This window comes from Nonomuraea sediminis, assembly GCF_018531495.1.
Taxonomy (GTDB): domain Bacteria; phylum Actinomycetota; class Actinomycetes; order Streptosporangiales; family Streptosporangiaceae; genus Nonomuraea; species Nonomuraea sediminis.
In genome coordinates, this window is the sequence record NZ_JAHDTI010000004.1 from 737,308 (window position 1) to 753,964 (window position 16,657).

A 16,657-nucleotide genomic window follows, 5' to 3' on the forward strand; every position below is an offset into this window, starting at 1 on the left:
GTCCTACGACGCATCCCCGATTGCCGCGGGTCCGCGAGTGATGGGCATGGGCTCCTCCACCACGGCAAGGGGTTTGGAGACTGTCCGATTTCCGCCTGAGGAGGGCCCGTCCGATCTCCGCCCGACGGGGAGACCCCGGTGAGGCGGCTGCTGCAGGTCTGCAGCTTCTGTCGGGGGGACAGGAGGCTAGGTCCACCGATTTCGGGACACTTCCGCTGAGGAGGAGGCCCGCTCGGGAGGTCGCCGTAGGTTGTGCGGCTTCTGCTGGGGCGGTAAGGAGGCTAGGTCCACCGCTTTCGGAACGTTCCCGGGCCGTGCGTGTGGGTACGGGAGCCCGAGTGCTGTGACGCGGCCTAAGACACCATCTCCTGCGGGGCGGTAGACGTTTCCCCGGTGCCCGGTGCCCGGTGCCCGGTGCCCGGTGCCCGGTGCGCGGTGCGCGGTGCGCGGTGCCCGGTGCGCGGTGCCCGCTGCCTTGCTGTCGTCGTGAGTTGTTCCTGGTGGTGTGTCGCTGAGTGCTGGGTGGATGCCTCGCGTGCGGCGCTGCCCGCGCGGCGTGGCGAGCATGGCCGCACGGGTAGCGCAGTGGAGGCGAGTACGCCGCGCAGCCAGGTTCCGGCGCGGTGGGGGCCGGTTTGTGAAGGTCCAGGGCGATGGGGTTGTGCGGGGGCCTGTGGACCGTGGGGCTGTTCACCGCGCTCCCGGGTGGGAGGGCTGGGCGACCGGGTTCTCGGCGGTGGGTGTTCACGTTGTGGCGTGATGGGTGGCCGGAGCTCGGGGCGGGGTTAGCGGTGGAGGATTTGGGTGAAGGCTTGTTCGAGGGTTGCTGCGGGGTTGGGGGTGGGGCCGGGGGAGCGCCAGGCGATGCAGCCGTCGGGTCGGACCAGGACGGCGCCGCCCTCGCTCACGCCGTACCGTTCGCGGAAGCACCCCTGGACGTCCTTCATCTCCCCGTTGACCCGCAGGCGCATGAGCTGCACCCCGATCCGGTCCTTGACGAGCCGGGCCGCGTCCACCCACGCCTGCCCCGCCTGGTCGGCCATGAGGACGAAGCCCGAGCCGAACAGGTCGATCGTGGAGATCGGCTGGCCGTCCCAGTCGAGCAGGACGTGCGGCGCCCGGCTCCCCGGCCGGCCCGTCGGCACGCGGCAGTCCTCCACGAGCGAGCCGTCGTCGCCTGGTTCCTCCACGATGGCCGACGAGTGGTACCGGTAGGAGATCATGAGCGAGATCGGGTCCTTCAGCGGCTCCGGGTAGCCGATCCGGGCGGCCGGAGGCATGCGGACCCCGAGGTTGGCCAGCTGGTTGTCGGCCGTCAGCGCCCCGATGGGGCGGCGTTCCGCGTCGTAGCTGTCGAGCAGGCCGGGACCCGCCTGGCCCGAGATGACCAGCCAGAGCCGCCACGCGATGTCGCACCCGTCCTGCAGCGCCGTACTGCCGCCCTGCCCGCCGGTCGGCGGCATGGTGTGCGCCGCGTCCCCGGCCAGGAAGACGCGCCCCTCGCGGTAGCGCTCGGCCAGGATGTGCGCCATCGCGAACGAGGTCGTGTCGATCAGCCGCACGTCCAGGTCCGGCCGCCCGGTGGCCTTGCGCACCAGGTCCAGGCACCGTTGCGGGGTGAAGTCGGCCTCGGTCTCGTCCTTGGTGGCGTCATAGTTGACACCCAGCACGTGCATCCCGACCCCCGTGCCGGTGACGATCACGCCGGTGAACTCGTCGTTCCGCAGGTACCAGAGCGTGACCTCGCGATCGTGCACCAGGTCGCTCAGGTCGGCGTCGAACATGATCGCGCACATCTGGCTCAGCTCGCCCCTGCCCTCGACGGGAATGCCGAGCTTCGAGCGCAGCGGGCTGCGGTAGCCGTCGGCGGCCACCACGTAGTCGGCCCGCACGATCGTGTCCTCGCCGTCTGACCTGATCAACGCCGTGACCCCGTCGGTGTCCTGCTCGAGCGAGATCAGCTCCGTGGAGAAGCGCAGGTCGGCGCCCAGCTCCTCGGCCTTGTCGCGCAGCACCCGCTCCACCTCGGCCTGCGGCGCGCCCACGTTCGGCGCCGGGCTGACGTCGGCCAGGAACGCGAAGTCGTCGTCGTTCTTGAGGATCATGTGGGGGTCGGGGTCGTCGAGGCTGCGTGCGATCGCGATCCGCAGGCCGTCGCCGATGCCCTCCCAGATGGAGGTCAGCGACTGCTCGATGCCGGGGACGGTCCGCAGCATCTCCACGGCCCGCGGCCCCACGCCGAACGCCTTGGGCTGGATAGACGTGCTCGGGTGCTTCTCGACCACCATGACTGGTACGTCTCGCCACGCCAGCAGCGTCGCCGCGCTCAACCCCGCGTAGCCGGCACCGACCACCAGCACGGGAACCCGCTCGTGTCTCATCTCCGCCTCCGGAACGCGTAATATCGTGTCGATGTCCGCTCGACACGATATGTCGCGTCTTGCGAGGCGGTCAAGACATATCTCGAATCTCGCCGCACGCCTCTTTCCGCGCTGAATCGTGAAGACGGCCGCTCACCGCGCGCCGCTCTCGGCGGGAGATCTCGTACGGCCAGGCCGCCCCACCGCCAGTCGCCGCACTTCGGCTGAGCTCTGTCCAGGGAGACGCCACGGCCAGCAGGACGGGGCAGGCCGCCGCAACGACGCACGGAACCCACCGAGGGGAACGGCGAAACCCGGGTGCGGGCGAGACGTTACGGTCTCAGCCCGTCCGGCTGCCTGGCGTGAAGTGGAGCGGGCAACCCGCGTCGGCGGGAAGCGGCCCACCAGGCTCGCCGTACACCATCAGCAACCGGAAAGCGGGAACCGGCGAGCAGCGAAACAGAAAAGGCGAGCAGCGAAAAAGAAGTCACTCCGCCAGATGGCGTTCGATGGCGTCGACCTTGGTGTGGAGGGCGTCGGTGACGCCGGGCCGGATGTCGGCCTTGAGGACGACGCTGACGCGGGGCGCGACCTCGCCGACCGCGTCGACGGCGGCCTTGATGACCGCCATGACCTCGTCCCACTCGCCCTCGATCGTGGTGAACATGGCGTCCGTCCGGTTGGGCAACCCGCTGTCGCGGACGACCTTGACGGCACGGGCGACCGGCTCGGAGACTCCCTCGCCGACGCCGAGCGGGGTGATCGAGAAGGCGACCAGCATGAGGCGATCGTAGCGAGGGGCCGCGAGAGCGAGTCCCGCGGCCCCTACGGGAAGCTCATTCCCCCTCGTCGTCCTCGCTGGGACCGTCGGAGGGCTCCACGCCCAGGACGGCCTCGCGCGGCTCCACCTCGTCGATGTGGTCGACCAGGGAGAGGACGTGGTCCGGCTCGATCAGCCACTGCAGGGCAGTCGCGCCGGTCTCGTCCGAGTTGACCAGTTCGGCCTGCTCGGCGCGTTCCTCGTCGGTGAGCTCGGCGTCGGGGTGCCGGATCTCGGCCAGCGCCGCCGCCTGCAGCGCGTCGACGTCCAGCACTTCGACGGTCAGCTCGACCGTGAGGCGCAGGAACTTCTCGTTATCACTCATGGCGACGATGCTAAGCCAGGCGGGGGCCTTGGGGAGCTGACCTACGCGCCGGTTTTAGGGCAGCTTCCACTCCACAGGAGCCGCACCCTGCTGGACCAGCAGCTCGTTTGCCCTGCTGAACGGGCGTGAACCGAAGAACCCGCTGCGCGCCGACAGCGGCGAAGGGTGCGCCGACTCGATGCGCGGAACGCGGCCGAGCATCGGAGCCAGGTTGCGGGCGTCGCGCCCCCACAGGATCGCCACCAGCGGCTTGTCGCGGGCGACGAGCGCGTGGATGGCCTGCTCGGTGACCTCTTCCCAGCCCTTGCCCCGATGGGAGGCAGGCTTGCCGGGCATCACGGTCAGCACCCTGTTGAGCAGCAGCACACCCTGCTCGGCCCACGGGGTCAGGTCGCCGTTGGCGGGCCTGGGCAGGCCGAGGTCGGTCTCCATCTCCTTGTAGATGTTGACGAGGCTGCCAGGCAGCGGCCGCACGTCGGGCGCGACGGAGAACGACAGGCCGACGGGGTGCCCGGGCGTCGGGTACGGGTCCTGGCCCACGATCAGCACCTTGACGTCGTCGAAGGGCTGGTTGAACGCGCGCAGCACGTTCTGCCCCGCGGGCAGGTACTGCCTGCCTTCGGCGATCTCATTGCGCAGGAACTCGCCCATCGTGGCGATCCGCTCGCCGACGGGCTCAAGCGCGCGCGCCCATCCGGCTTCGACGACTTCATGTAGTGGACGACCGGCCATGGGCGCGGAGTTTATCAGCTTAAAGATCATTTTGTACGGCAAAGCCAAGGATAGGCCACCCACCGCACTTCGGCCGGCCCCTGTCCAGGGAGACGCTCCTCCGGTGATGACGGCTTGGCGCCGTTACGACGCACGGAACCCGTCAGGCCAGAGCCGGTTTCCCCGGCTTGAAGAGCCAGGCGTCGAACAGCGTGGTGAGGTCCTTGCCGGAGACGCGCTGGGCGAGCGCGACGAAGGCGGCCGTGTCGGCGTTGCCGTACTTGTGCTCGGCGATCCACGTGCGCAGGATCCGGAAGAACGCGTCGTCCCCCACGGTCTTGCGCAGCACGTGCAGCGTCATCGCCCCGCGGTCGTAGACGGGGCTGTCGAAGATGTGGGCCGCGTCGCCCGGATCGGCGGTCGGCGTCTGCCAGAACGCGTCGGTGGCGGCCGTGGAGTAGGCCGAGTCGAACGAGTCCTGCACGGACTTCTGCCCGAGCTTGTCCAGCCACAGCCACTCGGCGTAGGTGGCGAAGCCCTCGTTGAGCCAGATGTCCTTCCACCGGTTCGGCGTCACGGTGTCGCCGAACCACTGGTGGGCCAGCTCGTGCGACATGAGCGAGTCGCTGGGCACCTGCGGGTAGATGGGCCGGGTCTGGACCTCGAGCGAGTAGCCGACGTTCGGCTCGAAGTCCACGATGCCGCCGGTGGAGGAGAACGGGTACGGCCCGAACAGCGAGCTGAAGTAGCTGATGACCGGCCCATGACGTTGAGCGAAATTCGCCGCCTTATCGGCAAATTTAGGGTCAACCGCGGTAATAACTCGGAACCCGTCGACTTTGGTGTCGATCAGCTGGAACTTCCCGACGGTGACCGAGGCCAGATAGCTGGCCATCGGCTCGCGCTCGTCCCACACGAAGGTGGTCCTGCCGCCGGCGGACCGCTTGGAGATCAGATCCCCGTTGGCCACGGCCACCCGGTCGTCCGGCACGGTGACCGTGAAGTGATAGGTGGCCTTGTCGGTCATGTGGTGGTTGCCGGGGTACCAGGTCATGGCGCCCTGCGGCTCGTTGGCGTTGAACGCGCCGTCGTTGGTGCGGATCCATCCGTCGCGGGACCCGTCGGGGTCGACGACGTGCGTGGGTTTGCCGTCGTATCTGACCACGACGGTCAGGTCCGCGCCCGAGTCGAGCGCGCTGCCCGGGTCGACGACGAGCTCCTGCCCGCGCTGCGTGAACGCCGCGGCCTCGCCGTTCACGGTCACCGACCGCACGCTCAGCGAGTCGACCAGGTCCAGGTCGAAGGCGCTCAGCTCCTGCGTGGTCTTCGCGGTGATGGTCGCCACGCCCTTGAGCGCGTCCGAGCTCGGGTTGTAGTCGAGCGCGAGGTCGTAGTGGCCGACGTCGTAGCCGCCGTTGCCCTGCTCGGGGAAGTACGGGTCTCCGGCCCCAGGCGCGCCTGGCGCGCCGTCGAAGGCGGCGGCGGGTGTCAGCGGGATGGCCACGAAGGCGGCCGCCGCGAGCGCGAGGAGTCGCTTCATGTCCAGGATCATCGCACGACGGAGCCCGCCTCCCCGAGGAAACCCTGGAGAGGCGGGCTCATCGTTTACGGGCTATTTGACCGATCCGGCCATCATGCCCTGCACGAAATACCGCTGGAATGCGAAGAACAGGACCAGCGGGATGATCAGCGACAGGAAGGCACCCGAGGAGAGGATGTCCATATTCGAACCGAACTGCCGCATCTGCGATTGCAAATACTTGGTCATCGGCTGGTTCTCGGTGTTCGCGAAGACCAGCGCGATGAGCATGTCGTTCCACACCCACAGGAACTGGAAGATGCCCAGCGACGCGATCGCCGGCTTGCCCAGCGGGAACACCACCGAGGCGAAGATCTTCCACTCCGAGGCGCCGTCCATCCTGGCCGCTTCCAGCAGCGAGGACGGGATGCCGATGAAGAAGTTCCGCAGCAGGAAGATCGCGAACGGCAGGCCGAACGCGACGTGGAAGAGCACCACGCCCGGGATCGTGCCGAAGATGCCGACCCCGCCGTAGAAGGAGGCGACGGGGATCAGGGCGATCTGGATGGGCACGATCAGCAGCCCGACCACGATCAGGAAGGCGGTGTCGCGCCCGCGGAACTCCATCCAGGCGAAGGCGTAGGCCGCCATCGCCGCGATCCCGATCACCAGGACCGTGGTCGGGACCGTGATGAGGATGGTGTTCCAGAAGGACGCGCTGAACCCGCTGGACAGCAGGTTCTTGTAGCTGGAGATCGTCAGCTCGGCGGGCTTGGTGAAGATCGTCCACCAGCCCTCGCTGCCGTTGACCTGCACCGTGCGCAGGGAGACGATCAGCAGGCCGAAGGTCGGCACGAGCCAGAACAGCCCGAGCAGCACCATGATGACCTGGACGCCGCCGCCACCGATCTTGTCGGTGATCCTGCTGATGACGCCGCGCCGTGGCGCGCCCGCGCTGACACTGGTGGGAGCCGTAGCCGTCGCGGTTGTCATGCGTTCTCCCTCCTGAACCGGCGGATGTTCATGATCATGAAGGGGAGCACCAGGATCAGCAGGAAGACGGCGAGCGCACTGCCCATGCCCTGGTTGTTCCCGCCGCCGAACGACACTCGCCACATCTCCAGCGCGATCACGTTCGCCTGTGGCTGGACCGAGGAGGGGGCGATGATGAAGACGAGGTCGAACACCTTCAGCGTATTGATGATCATCGTCACGAAGACGACGAGCAGCACCGGCGACAGCAGCGGAATGGTGATCTTCCTGAACACCTGCCACTCGGTGGCGCCGTCGATCCGCGCCGCCTCCAGCGCGTCACGCGGGATGGCCGACAGGCCGGCCGCGATCAGCACCATGGCGAACCCGGCCCACACCCAGACGAACGCGCCGATGATCGCCGGTGTGATCAGTGTCGGTCCGAGCCAGGTCAGGCCGCGGAAGGCGGCCTGGAAGTTGTCCTGCGGCAGCCGTACGGTGTAGGACCCGGAGGTCAGCCCTTCGAAGCGGAAGGAGCCGTCGTCGGCGGTGGTCGTGCTCTCCACCACCTTGCCGTCCTTCAGTGCTTCGACGGTCATCCCCGGCAGGCCCCTTTCGCTGCCGTCGATGGCGCCCTTGGTGCCCCCGCCACCAGGGGTGAAGTCGAACCACACGGTTCCCGACAGGCCCTGGCCCCCCGATGGTGCCCTGGCCGGCTGGGCGTTGGACGGCATGATCTCCTTCTTGATGCCCAGGATCGGCAGCAGCACCGGCTGGCCGGGCTGTGCGGGCTGGGCGGCGACGACCGCGCCCTTGTCGTCGGTGACCTTGGACGGGTCGCCGGGGCGGGCCTCCGGGTAGCCCTTGGAGGAGGAGAACGTGTCGTGCACCGTGGTCATGATGGCGTTGGCCACGCCCTTGGACGGGTCCTCGTCGTAGACCAGGCGGAAGATGACGCCGGCGGCCATCAGCGAGACGGCCATCGGCATGAACACGATCAGCTTGAACGCGGTGGCCCACTTGATGCGCTCGGTGAGCACCGCGAAGATCAGGCCGAGCGTGGTGACGATGATCGGCGCGACCACCACCCAGATCAGGTTGTTCCTGATCGTGGTGAGCGTGCTGGAGTCGGTGAAGATGCTGACGTAGTTACCGAGCCCCACGAAGCCGGTGCCGTTGGCGTCGAAGAGGCTGCGGAAGACGGAGTAGATGATCGGGTAGACCACCCAGATGCCCAGCAGCACCGCTGCCGGCAGGATGAACAGGATGGCCATCGTGGAGGATGGACCTAGGCGTCGTTCTACGTGGGGGGTATCGGCCCGAGGAGAGGTGGCCCCCTCTTCCGAGGGGACCTGCGGGCCGTCCAACCGTTCGGTCACGGCCATACCTCTTTACTTCCAGGCCTTCTTGGCGTCTTCCTCGAGCTTGGCCTGCGCGCCCTTGATGTCGGTGGGGTTGCGCAGGAAGTCCTGCAGGTCCTTCCACTCGCCCTTGCCGTCGGTGCCGCCGAAGGCGCTCGGGGCCAGGTCCGACATGTCGTAGCGGACCGCGTCACCGGCCGAGACGATGGTCTGGCCGAGCGCCTTGGTCAGCGGGTCGGGGTAGTTGTCGGGGGAGACGTTCTTGTTCGGCGACAGGTAGCCGGGCAGCTTGGCCCAGATCGAGCCGCCCTCGGTCGAGGCGAGGAACTGCAGCAGCGCCATCGCGCCGGGGGAGTCCTTCATCGCGACCGCGACGTCACCGCCCAGGACGACCGGCTGGGTGTCGCCGACCTTCGGGAACGGCACGTACTTGGCCTCCTCGCCGACCTTGGCGCCGTCCTGGGTGGCCTGGGTGGCCACGAAGTCGGCCTCGATGACCATGGCGGCCTTCTTCTGGCCGTAGACCTTGGTCACGCAGGTCGGGAAGTCCGTCTGCAGCGCGCCGGAGGCGCCGTCCAGGACGTACTCCTTCTTGCCGACGAGCTGCTGGATCTTCTGCAGCGCCGTGGTGACCGACGGGTCGGTCCACGGGATCTCGTGCTTGGAGAGCTTGTCGTAGTTCTCCGGGCCCGCGCTGGACAGGTAGACGTTCTCGAAGAGGTCGGTAAGCGTCCAGCCGGAGGCGCCGCAGAGGGACAGCGGGGCGGTGCCCGAGTCGGCGATCGTCCCGGCGGCCTTGACCAGCTCGTCCCAGTTGGTGGGCGGCTGCACGCCGGCGTCCTCGAAGGCCTGGCCGCGATACCACACGAGCGACTTGTGCGCGGCCTTGATCAGCACGCCGTACACCTTGCCGTCGGCGGAGCCGAGCTCCTTCCAGTAAGGCGTGTAGTTGGCGTCGATCTCCTTGGTGACCGCGTCGGTCAGCGGCTTGAGCGCGTTCTGCTTGGCGTACTGCTGCACCAGGCCCGGCTGGGGCAGGATCGCGACGTCGGGCGGGCTGCCACCCTGGATGCGCGGGCCGAGATAGGCACCGGTGTCCTCACCCGTGGAGGCGTAGGTCACCGTGGCACCGGTCTTCTCCTGGAAGGCGTCGAGCACCTTCTGGAAGTTCTTCTGCTCGTCACCCGTCCACTTGGCGGCGACCTCGAGCTTGACGCCCTGCAGCGGCTTGGTCCCACCGCCCGCGGACTCCGAGCTCGACGCGGACGGCTGGGTGGTCGTGGGTGCGTTGCCGCACGCCGCGACGGCCACCGCGAGCCCGGCCAGGACGACTACTGCACTGGCTTTGCGCATGACTGCCTCACTGGGTTCTGATGATCTCTTCAAGTTCCGTCTTCATGGAGGCCGCCGCATCGTCGGGGGTCTCGCTGAAGGGGGGAGTGATGGCCTTGGCGACCGAGCTGGCGATGACCAGGCTGAGCTGGTTGTAGTTCGCGCTCACCGGTCGCGGCTTGGCCGAGAGGATGCTCTGCTTGAGCACCGGGAGATAGGGGAAACGCTTGATCAGCTGGGGATCGTCGTAGAGCTCCGTCCAGACCGGCGGGAACGAGCCCTCGGACAGGACCCTCCGCTCGTTCTCCAGGCCGGTGAAGTACCGGATGAACTCCTGTGCGGTCTGCTGATGCTTGGAGTAGGCGCTGACGGCCAGGTTGACCCCGCCGAGCGTGCTGGCGCCCGGCCCGTCGGGCCCGGGCAGCCTGGTCACCGCGAATCTGCCACCGAGCTTGGCCATCGCGGGTCCGTAGGCGTGCGGCCAGTTGCGGGCGAAGACGAGGCGTCCGTTCTGGAAGGCCAGGCGGGACTCCTCCTCCTTGTACGACAGCGACTCCTTGGGGATCCAGCCTTCGCGCAGGCCCTGGATGAAGAATTCCAGCGCGGCCTTGGCTTTGGCCGGGTCGAGGGTCACCTCTGTGCCGTCAGGGTTGAGGATCTGCCCGCCCGCGGACTGCACAGCCTCGGAGAAGTTCACGGTCAGCCCCTCGTAGGCGAGGAACTGGCCCGCGTATCCTTCGATACTGTGCTTCTTTGTTACTTGTAGTGCCTGTTCGCGAAGTTCCGCCCACGTGCGGGGCGGCTTCTTGATCAGATCAGACCGGTAGTACAGCAGCCCCGCATTGCTGGTGTACGGCACGGCCCAGAGCTTGCCCTTGTAGACAGCCGTGTCCACGACGGGCGGCAGGAACCTGTCGAGCGGGAAGAGCCCGCGCTCCAGGGGGATGATCCAGCCGTTCTCCGCGAACTCGGCAGTCCACACCACGTCAAGCCCGAGCACGTCATAACGGGTGCTTCTCGCCTGAAGATTGGCCACCATCTGCGCGCGCTGCTCGTCGGCGGCCTCGGGCAGTTCGAGGAGCGTCACCTTCTCGGCCGGGTGGGCCTGGTTCCAGCGATCCAGCAGGGGTTGCAGGTACGCCGTGGTGTCGCGCCCGGTGGCGAACGTGATCGGGCCTGTTCCGCTCGATCCCTTGTCGCCGCCGTCCTCGTCGCCGGCCGTCGCGCAACCAGCCGCCAGGAGGACGGCGAGCACGACTGACAGCTGGCGAAACACCGGGGTTTCCTCCACGTTTTCGGGGGCTACATACGTGTTATGTAGATGCATTCATGTTATGCACACATGTAATCTGGCGGTCAACGGATGGCCATGTAACGCATGCGTAACACAAACGGAGGTGGGGCGTGCGGCTGCACCTTCTGGCGCTCCTGGCGAAAGAGCCCGCCCACGGCTACGAGCTCAAACAGGCGCTGGAGCAGACCTTCGGCAACGCCTACCCCTCACCCAACATCGGCCAGATCTACGTCACGCTGAGCAGGCTGGAGAAGGACGGCCTGGTCAGGGCGGTGGACGTGGAACAGTCCAACCGGCCGAACAAAAAGGTCTACTACCTGACGGTCAAGGGCCGCGACGTGCTGACCGAGTGGGTCGACGAGCCGACCGAGGGCCCGCGCGTCCGCGACGAGTTCTTCATGAAGCTGGTGCTGGCCCCGCTGACCGGCATCGCCGACCGGATGGCGCTGATCAACAGGCAGCGCCGGCACTACCTGTCGCTCATGGCCGATCTCAACGACCTCATGAGCAGGACCGAACCCGGCGACCGCGTCGCCTCCCTGCTCATCGAGGGTGCGATGCTGCACCTGCAGGCAGATCTTGACTGGCTGCAACGGTGTCAGGAGGATCTGGTATGACCCCGGTCCTCAAAACGGTCAATCTAGTCAAGATCTACTCCGATGGCGGCGTCCCCGTGCCGGCCGTCCGCGGCGTCGACCTGGAGGTCGAGCCGGGCGAGTTCGTGGCCGTGATGGGCCCGTCAGGGTCGGGCAAGTCCACGCTCGTGCACATGCTCGGCGGCCTCGACACGCGCACGAGCGGGGAGATCTGGCTGGACGGCCAGCGGGTCGACACGCTGTCCGAGAGCGCGTGGGCGCTGCTGCGCCGCAAGAAGGTGGGCTTCGTCTTCCAGTTCTTCAACCTGGTCGCCAACATGACGGTGGCCGACAACGTCGAGCTCCCCGCGCTGCTTGGCGGCGCCTCGCCCAAGGTCGCCCGAGAGCGCCGCGAGTACCTGCTCGACGCGCTCAACCTCACCGAGCGCGCCGACGCCGCGCCCGCCCAGCTCGCCGGCGGCGAGCAGCAGCGCGTCGCGCTCGCCAGGGCGCTGGCCAACCGGCCGAGCGTGCTGCTGGCCGACGAGCCCACCGGCAACCTCGACAGCCGCAACACCCGCGACGTGCTGCGACTGCTGAGCGAGGTGCACAAGGAAGGCCAGACGATCATCATGGTCACCCACGACGCGCGGGTCGCCAGCCTGGCCGACCGGCTGGTCGCGCTGCTCGACGGCGAGATCGTCGACGACGGCCGCATCGCCCGCCGTCGCACCCGCACCGCCGGCGAGGTCATCGACCTGCGATGAGCACGCTGCGGGCGGGATCTCGATGGATCAGGGCCGACCTGCTGGCCAGGCGGGGGCAGGCCGCGCTGACCGTGCTGGCAGTCGCGGGGATCGTGGCCGCCCTCATCGCCGCCGTCACCCTGCTGGAAGACGGCACCAACCCGTGGCGCAGCCTGTTCGCCCAGACCGACGGGGCGCACGTCTGGCTCTACACCAAGGACCCGCCGCCGGTCGACCAGCTGCGCCGCATCGACGGCGTGACCGACACGGCCGGGCCGTACCGGTCGGCGCCCGTCACCGTGGTGCAGAACGGCAAGAAGGACCCGGCGGGGCTGCGCGCCATGCCCGCGGCCATGCCGCCGGTCGCGCACCCCGTGGTCGCAGAGGGGCGATGGCTGGACGGCGCGCAGTTCAACGGCGTCGTGGTCGAGCGCTCCTTCGCCACGTCGCTGCGCCTGCGGGTGGGCACGCCCTTCACGGTGATCGCGCTCAGCGGCCAGCGGTACACGCTCTACGTGCGCGGCATCGCCGACTCGGCCGATCAGGGCTTCTATCCCGAGTGGACGCCCGGGCTGATCTGGGTGCTGCCGCAGATGCTCGACAGCGTCGAGCCCGCGCTCGGCCGCAGCGAGTTCGTGACCGGCCTGCGGCTGACCGATCCTGAGGACACCCAGCTCGTCTCGCAGCGGGCCGTGGTGACCATCGACGACCAGCTGCAGCGCGCCGCAGACTCGGCCACGCCGGGCGACCAGCTGCAGCGCGTCTACACCTGGCGCGAGGTGCGGGCCGCGATGGAGCTGGACAACCGGCTGCTCGGCACCCTGCTCGCGCTGTTCGGCGTGGTCGGGCTCGTCGCGGCCGTGCTGGCGCTGGCCAACGCCGCCGGCGGGCGCGTGCTCGGCCAGCTGCGCGACCTGGCCACGCTCAAGTCGATGGGCTTCACCGCCGCCCAGATCGCCCTGCTGCTGCTGGTCGAGCACGGCGCGCTCGGCCTGCTCGGCATCGGGATCGGGGCGCTGGCGGGCTGGGCGGCCACCGTGGCCGTGCTCGGCACCACCTCGGTCGCGGCCGTGCCCGTGCTGGCCATCGTGGCCGGCACCGCGCTGGTCGTGCTGGCCGCGGTGGGCCTGCCCGCCTGGCGCGGCGGGCGGACGCCGCCCATCCCCGACGCCCCCGCGGCGCCGCCGCGCGGGCATCTGTCGCGGCTGGCTCGCCTGGCGCTGCTGGTACGGCTGCCGCCCGCGCTCATCCTGGGCACCAGGGACGCCTTCACGCGGCGCGCGCCCGCCTTCCTGACGGCGTTCGGGCTCGCCGTACCGATGATGATGATCACCATCGGGCTGGGCGTGTGGGCCACCATGGACAACTTCCTCAGCCACCCCGAGCAGGTGGGGCAGCACGCGAGCCTGTACGTCAGGCCCGGCAAGCTGCAGTCGGACGAGGCCGAGAAGATCGTCCGCAACGACCCGTCGGTGCAGCAGGTCTACCCCGGCACCGAGGTCAACGCCCTGGCGCCCGGAGAGGCCCGCTCCGTCCGCGTCCGCGCCATCGGCACCCAGACCGAGGCCTACCCGTTCCCGGTCGTCGAGGGACGCATGTACGGCCAGCCAGGTGAGGCCGTGGCCGGGCAGGGCCTGCTCGACCTGCTCGGCGCCAAGATCGGCGACCGCGTCCGGCTGACGGTCGGCGGAACCCCGCTGATCGTGCGCATCGTGGGCCGCACGGTCGAGCCGGACCTGGACGGCGAGGTGCTGTCGGTCGGGATGGACAGCCTGGCGGCCAAGGACACGGTGCCGCCCGAGTTCTACGCCCTGGCGCTCAAGCCCGGTGCCGACCCCGGCGAGGTGCGGGGCAGGCTGCTGGCCGAGTCGAGCGAGAGCCTGGACGTGCAGCGGGCGGTCAACCCCGCGGACAGGCTGTCGATCATCCGCGTGGTCATCGTGGCGATGATCGCGGTCCTGGCGCTCATCGGGCTGGCGAACCTGCTCACGGCCAGCGCGCTCGGCCTGCGCGACCACGCCCTCGACCTGGCGGTGCTCAAGGCGATGGGGCTGACGCCGCGGCAGGTCATGGCCACGCTCGTCACGGGCACGGGACTGCTGGTGGTAGTCGGCGTCGTCACGGGCACGGTGGCGGGCGCCTCGGTGGTGACAGGGCTCATCGACCTGCAGGGCCACACCAGCGGCGTGGGCGCGGGCATCGGCCGCCCACCGTCCCTGTTCACCCTGCTCACGGCGGTCTTCCTGGCGGTCGGCGCCTCCCTGGCGGTAGCCCTCCTCCCGGCCCGCCGAGCCGCCCGAGCCCAGGTCCCCGTCACGGCCCGCTAACCGCATCGTCCTCGCGCCAGGGCGCTCGGGCTGGTCCTGTGGGGGAGCCGAGCTCCCCCAGGCCCCCTTGGCAAGAGGGCTCCGCCCTCCTGCACCTCCGGGCAAGGAGCTCGCTCCGCTCGCCCGCCTTCCGTGAGCTGGCGCCCAGCGAAGACGCCGATTCCACCTAACGGGAGCCGTAAGGGGGATGTTTCCCCAGGAGTTCACAACCGCATCAGCGGGCCCGAAGCGTGGCCTCGCGAGCGTGGTGTGTCGGCTTCTTGGCCTGTGAAATGTCGGTGAGGGAGCCGCGGTGTGTCGGTTCTGATGACCGTGAAATGTCGGTGATCGACTCGGCAGGCGGGATGTCGGCCCAGCCAGAAGGCGATATGGCCGATCCGATACTCCGGCGGAACACCGAGCACGGTCCAGCGCCCAGGAGTTCGGCGCGATCAAGGCGGGCAGCGGCCTGGGGCTGCGCCCGCGGGTATACGGGAAGGCGGTCGCCGTCCTTTGGGGATCGGCTGGCCGCCTTGCCGTTGTCGGTAGAGCAGGGGGAGCCGGAGCTCCCCCTGAGGGTCAGTCCGCGGGGTCGAGCTTCTTCAGGGCGAACCAGTAGAAGCCGTGGCCCGGCAGCGTGAGCAGGTAGGGCAGCTCGCCGATCCGGGGGAAGTGGACGCCGCCGCGTGCCTCCACCGGCGTCATGCCCTCGAAGCGCCGCAGGTCCAGCTCCACCGGCTGCGGGTACTTCGACAGGTTGTTGACGCACAGCATGATGTCGTCGCGGTCCTCCCTGATGTAGGTCAGCACCGCCGGGTTGGACGACCACATTTCCGTGTAGGCGCCCGTGCCGAACACCGGGTGGTTGTGCCGGATCTGCAGCATCTTGCGGGTGAAGTGCAGCAGCGAGCCCTCGCTCTTCTGCTGAGCCTCCACGTTGACCGCCTGGTAGCCGTAGATCGGGTCCATCACGACCGGCAGGTAGAGCCGGCCGGGGTCGGCCTGCGAGAAGCCGGCGTTGCGGTCGGGGCTCCACTGCATCGGCGTGCGCACCGCGTCGCGGTCCTCAAGCCAGATGTTGTCGCCCATGCCGATCTCGTCGCCGTAGTACATGATGGGCGAGCCGGGCAGCGACAGCAGCAGCGCCGTGAACAACTCGATACGGTCGCGGTCGTTGTCGAGCAGGGGCGCGAGCCGGCGCCGGATGCCCAGGTAGGCGCGCATCCGCGGGTCCTTGGCGTACTCCGCGTGCATGTAGTCGCGCTCCTCCTCCGTCACCGTCTCGAGCGTGAGCTCGTCGTGGTTACGAAGGAAGATGCCCCACTGGGCGGTGTCGGGCAGCTTCGGCGTGCGCGACATGATCTCGGAGATCGGCTCGCGCGTCTCCTTCTTGACCGCCATGTAGATGCGCGGCATCAGCGGGAAGTGGAAGGCCATGTGGCATTCGTCACCCCCGGTGGTGGGGTCGCCGAAGTACTCCACCACGTCCTCGGGCCAGCCGTTCGCCTCGGCGAGCAGCACGCGGTCGGGGTAGAGCCGGTCGACCTCGGCGCGGATCTTCTTCAGGTAGGCGTGCGTCTCGGGCAGGCCGGAGCACGCCGTGCCCTCGCGCTCGAACAGGTACGGCACGGCGTCCAGCCGGAACCCGTCGATGCCCAGGTCCAGCCAGAAGCGCAGCACCTCGAGCATGGCCTCCTGAACCGCCGGGTTGTCGTAGTTCAGGTCGGGCTGGTGGTGGAAGAAGCGGTGCCAGTAGTACTGCTTGCGCACCGGGTCGTAGGTCCAGTTGGACTCCTCGGCGCCGACGAAGATGATCGGCGCGTCGGGGAAGCCGTGAGGGTCGTCGGACCAGACGTAGAAGTCGCCGAAGGGGCCCTCGGGGTCGTGCCTGGAGGCCTGGAACCAGGGGTGCTTGTCGCTGGTGTGGTTCATCACCAGGTCGGTGACGATGCGCAGTCCGCGCTGGTGCGCCTGCTCGATCAGCTGGACGAAGTCGCCGAGATCGCCGAAGCTGGGCAGGATCTTCATGTAGTCGGAGATGTCGTATCCGCCGTCACGCAGCGGAGACTCGTAGAGCGGGAGCAGCCAGAGGCAGTCGACTCCCAGCCATTCGAGGTAGTCGAGCTTCTCGATGAGCCCCTTGAGGTCTCCGGTTCCGTCGCCGTTGGAGTCTCTGAACCCGCGGACGAGAACCTCGTAGAACACCGCCCGCTTGTACCACTGCGGGTCCTCCGAGACGAACGTCTCGGTGACCGGCTCAGGCATTGGGGATGCGTTGATCATATGTCGCTCACAGAAGGAGATGTGGGCAGGACGAAGTCACCGGATTCCCCGGC

At 68.6% G+C, this 16,657-nt stretch carries 13 protein-coding genes; 3 read left to right on the forward strand and 10 right to left on the reverse strand.

Going from position 1 to position 16,657, the window contains the following annotated elements; translation table 11 throughout:
- Positions 1-785: 785 nt before the first annotated feature.
- The 9 genes from KIK09_RS23280 to KIK09_RS23320 form a co-directional block, all read right to left on the reverse strand.
- Positions 786-2,381: an FAD-dependent monooxygenase gene (locus KIK09_RS23280; protein WP_214321381.1), complete on the reverse strand. Its 1,596-nt coding sequence runs from the start codon at positions 2,379-2,381 to the stop codon at positions 786-788.
- Positions 2,382-2,847: 466 nt separating this feature from the next.
- Positions 2,848-3,141, reverse strand: a complete 294-nt coding sequence (locus KIK09_RS23285; protein ID WP_214321382.1) for an MTH1187 family thiamine-binding protein — start codon at positions 3,139-3,141, stop codon at positions 2,848-2,850.
- 55 nt (positions 3,142-3,196) lie between these two features.
- Positions 3,197-3,505, reverse strand: a complete 309-nt coding sequence (locus tag KIK09_RS23290; RefSeq protein ID WP_214321383.1) for a hypothetical protein — start codon at positions 3,503-3,505, stop codon at positions 3,197-3,199.
- A 54-nt stretch (positions 3,506-3,559) separates the two neighbouring features.
- A complete protein-coding gene (locus KIK09_RS23295; protein WP_214321384.1) occupies positions 3,560-4,237 on the reverse strand; it encodes a uracil-DNA glycosylase in 678 nt (225 codons plus the stop codon).
- Positions 4,238-4,379: 142 nt separating this feature from the next.
- On the reverse strand, positions 4,380-5,756 hold the full coding sequence (locus KIK09_RS23300; RefSeq protein ID WP_214321385.1) for a M1 family metallopeptidase: 1,377 nt from the start codon (positions 5,754-5,756) through the stop codon (positions 4,380-4,382).
- Between the two features lie 72 nt (positions 5,757-5,828).
- Positions 5,829-6,728, reverse strand: a complete 900-nt coding sequence (locus KIK09_RS23305) for a carbohydrate ABC transporter permease (protein ID WP_214321386.1) — start codon at positions 6,726-6,728, stop codon at positions 5,829-5,831.
- On the reverse strand, positions 6,725-8,092 hold the full coding sequence (locus KIK09_RS23310; RefSeq protein ID WP_214321387.1) for an ABC transporter permease: 1,368 nt from the start codon (positions 8,090-8,092) through the stop codon (positions 6,725-6,727). Before KIK09_RS23310 ends, KIK09_RS23305 begins: the two co-directional genes overlap by 4 nt.
- Before the next feature lie 6 nt (positions 8,093-8,098).
- The gene (locus tag KIK09_RS23315; RefSeq protein WP_214321388.1) at positions 8,099-9,421 is read right to left on the reverse strand and encodes an ABC transporter substrate-binding protein; all 1,323 of its coding nucleotides are present in this window, start codon (positions 9,419-9,421) and stop codon (positions 8,099-8,101) included.
- A gap of 7 nt (positions 9,422-9,428) precedes the next feature.
- Positions 9,429-10,676 carry an ABC transporter substrate-binding protein gene (locus KIK09_RS23320; RefSeq protein WP_308164246.1) on the reverse strand — a complete coding sequence of 416 codons (1,248 nt, stop codon included), beginning with the start codon at positions 10,674-10,676 and terminating at the stop codon, positions 9,429-9,431.
- Between the two features lie 128 nt (positions 10,677-10,804).
- Here KIK09_RS23320 and KIK09_RS23325 point away from each other — a divergent pair, with 128 nt between their 5' ends.
- The 3 genes from KIK09_RS23325 to KIK09_RS23335 are packed head-to-tail and all read left to right on the forward strand — an operon-like array spanning position 10,805 to position 14,342.
- A complete protein-coding gene (locus KIK09_RS23325; RefSeq protein WP_214321390.1) occupies positions 10,805-11,311 on the forward strand; it encodes a PadR family transcriptional regulator in 507 nt (168 codons plus the stop codon).
- The gene (locus KIK09_RS23330) at positions 11,308-12,036 is read left to right on the forward strand and encodes an ABC transporter ATP-binding protein (RefSeq protein WP_214321391.1); all 729 of its coding nucleotides are present in this window, start codon (positions 11,308-11,310) and stop codon (positions 12,034-12,036) included. Before KIK09_RS23325 ends, KIK09_RS23330 begins: the two co-directional genes overlap by 4 nt.
- Positions 12,033-14,342 carry an ABC transporter permease gene (locus KIK09_RS23335; protein WP_214321392.1) on the forward strand — a complete coding sequence of 770 codons (2,310 nt, stop codon included), beginning with the start codon at positions 12,033-12,035 and terminating at the stop codon, positions 14,340-14,342. Before KIK09_RS23330 ends, KIK09_RS23335 begins: the two co-directional genes overlap by 4 nt.
- A 558-nt stretch (positions 14,343-14,900) precedes the next feature.
- Here KIK09_RS23335 and treS read toward each other — a convergent pair.
- A complete protein-coding gene (treS, locus tag KIK09_RS23340; protein ID WP_250573557.1) occupies positions 14,901-16,586 on the reverse strand; it encodes a maltose alpha-D-glucosyltransferase in 1,686 nt (561 codons plus the stop codon).
- Between the last annotated feature and the right edge of the window lie 71 nt (positions 16,587-16,657).

What these genes read in the sequence shown, in the direction of transcription:
- KIK09_RS23280 (WP_214321381.1), bottom strand. Translation starts at nt 2,381, where the DNA reads ATGAGACACGAGCGGGTTCCCGTGCTGGTGGTCGGTGCCGGCTACGCG.
- KIK09_RS23285 (WP_214321382.1), bottom strand. Translation starts at nt 3,141, where the DNA reads ATGCTGGTCGCCTTCTCGATCACCCCGCTCGGCGTCGGCGAGGGAGTC.
- KIK09_RS23290 (WP_214321383.1), bottom strand. Translation starts at nt 3,505, where the DNA reads ATGAGTGATAACGAGAAGTTCCTGCGCCTCACGGTCGAGCTGACCGTC.
- KIK09_RS23295 (WP_214321384.1), bottom strand. Translation starts at nt 4,237, where the DNA reads ATGGCCGGTCGTCCACTACATGAAGTCGTCGAAGCCGGATGGGCGCGC.
- KIK09_RS23300 (WP_214321385.1), bottom strand. Translation starts at nt 5,756, where the DNA reads ATGAAGCGACTCCTCGCGCTCGCGGCGGCCGCCTTCGTGGCCATCCCG.
- KIK09_RS23305 (WP_214321386.1), bottom strand. Translation starts at nt 6,728, where the DNA reads ATGACAACCGCGACGGCTACGGCTCCCACCAGTGTCAGCGCGGGCGCG.
- KIK09_RS23310 (WP_214321387.1), bottom strand. Translation starts at nt 8,092, where the DNA reads ATGGCCGTGACCGAACGGTTGGACGGCCCGCAGGTCCCCTCGGAAGAG.
- KIK09_RS23315 (WP_214321388.1), bottom strand. Translation starts at nt 9,421, where the DNA reads ATGCGCAAAGCCAGTGCAGTAGTCGTCCTGGCCGGGCTCGCGGTGGCC.
- KIK09_RS23330 (WP_214321391.1), top strand. Translation starts at nt 11,308, where the DNA reads ATGACCCCGGTCCTCAAAACGGTCAATCTAGTCAAGATCTACTCCGAT.
- KIK09_RS23335 (WP_214321392.1), top strand. Translation starts at nt 12,033, where the DNA reads ATGAGCACGCTGCGGGCGGGATCTCGATGGATCAGGGCCGACCTGCTG.
- treS (WP_250573557.1), bottom strand. Translation starts at nt 16,586, where the DNA reads ATGCCTGAGCCGGTCACCGAGACGTTCGTCTCGGAGGACCCGCAGTGG.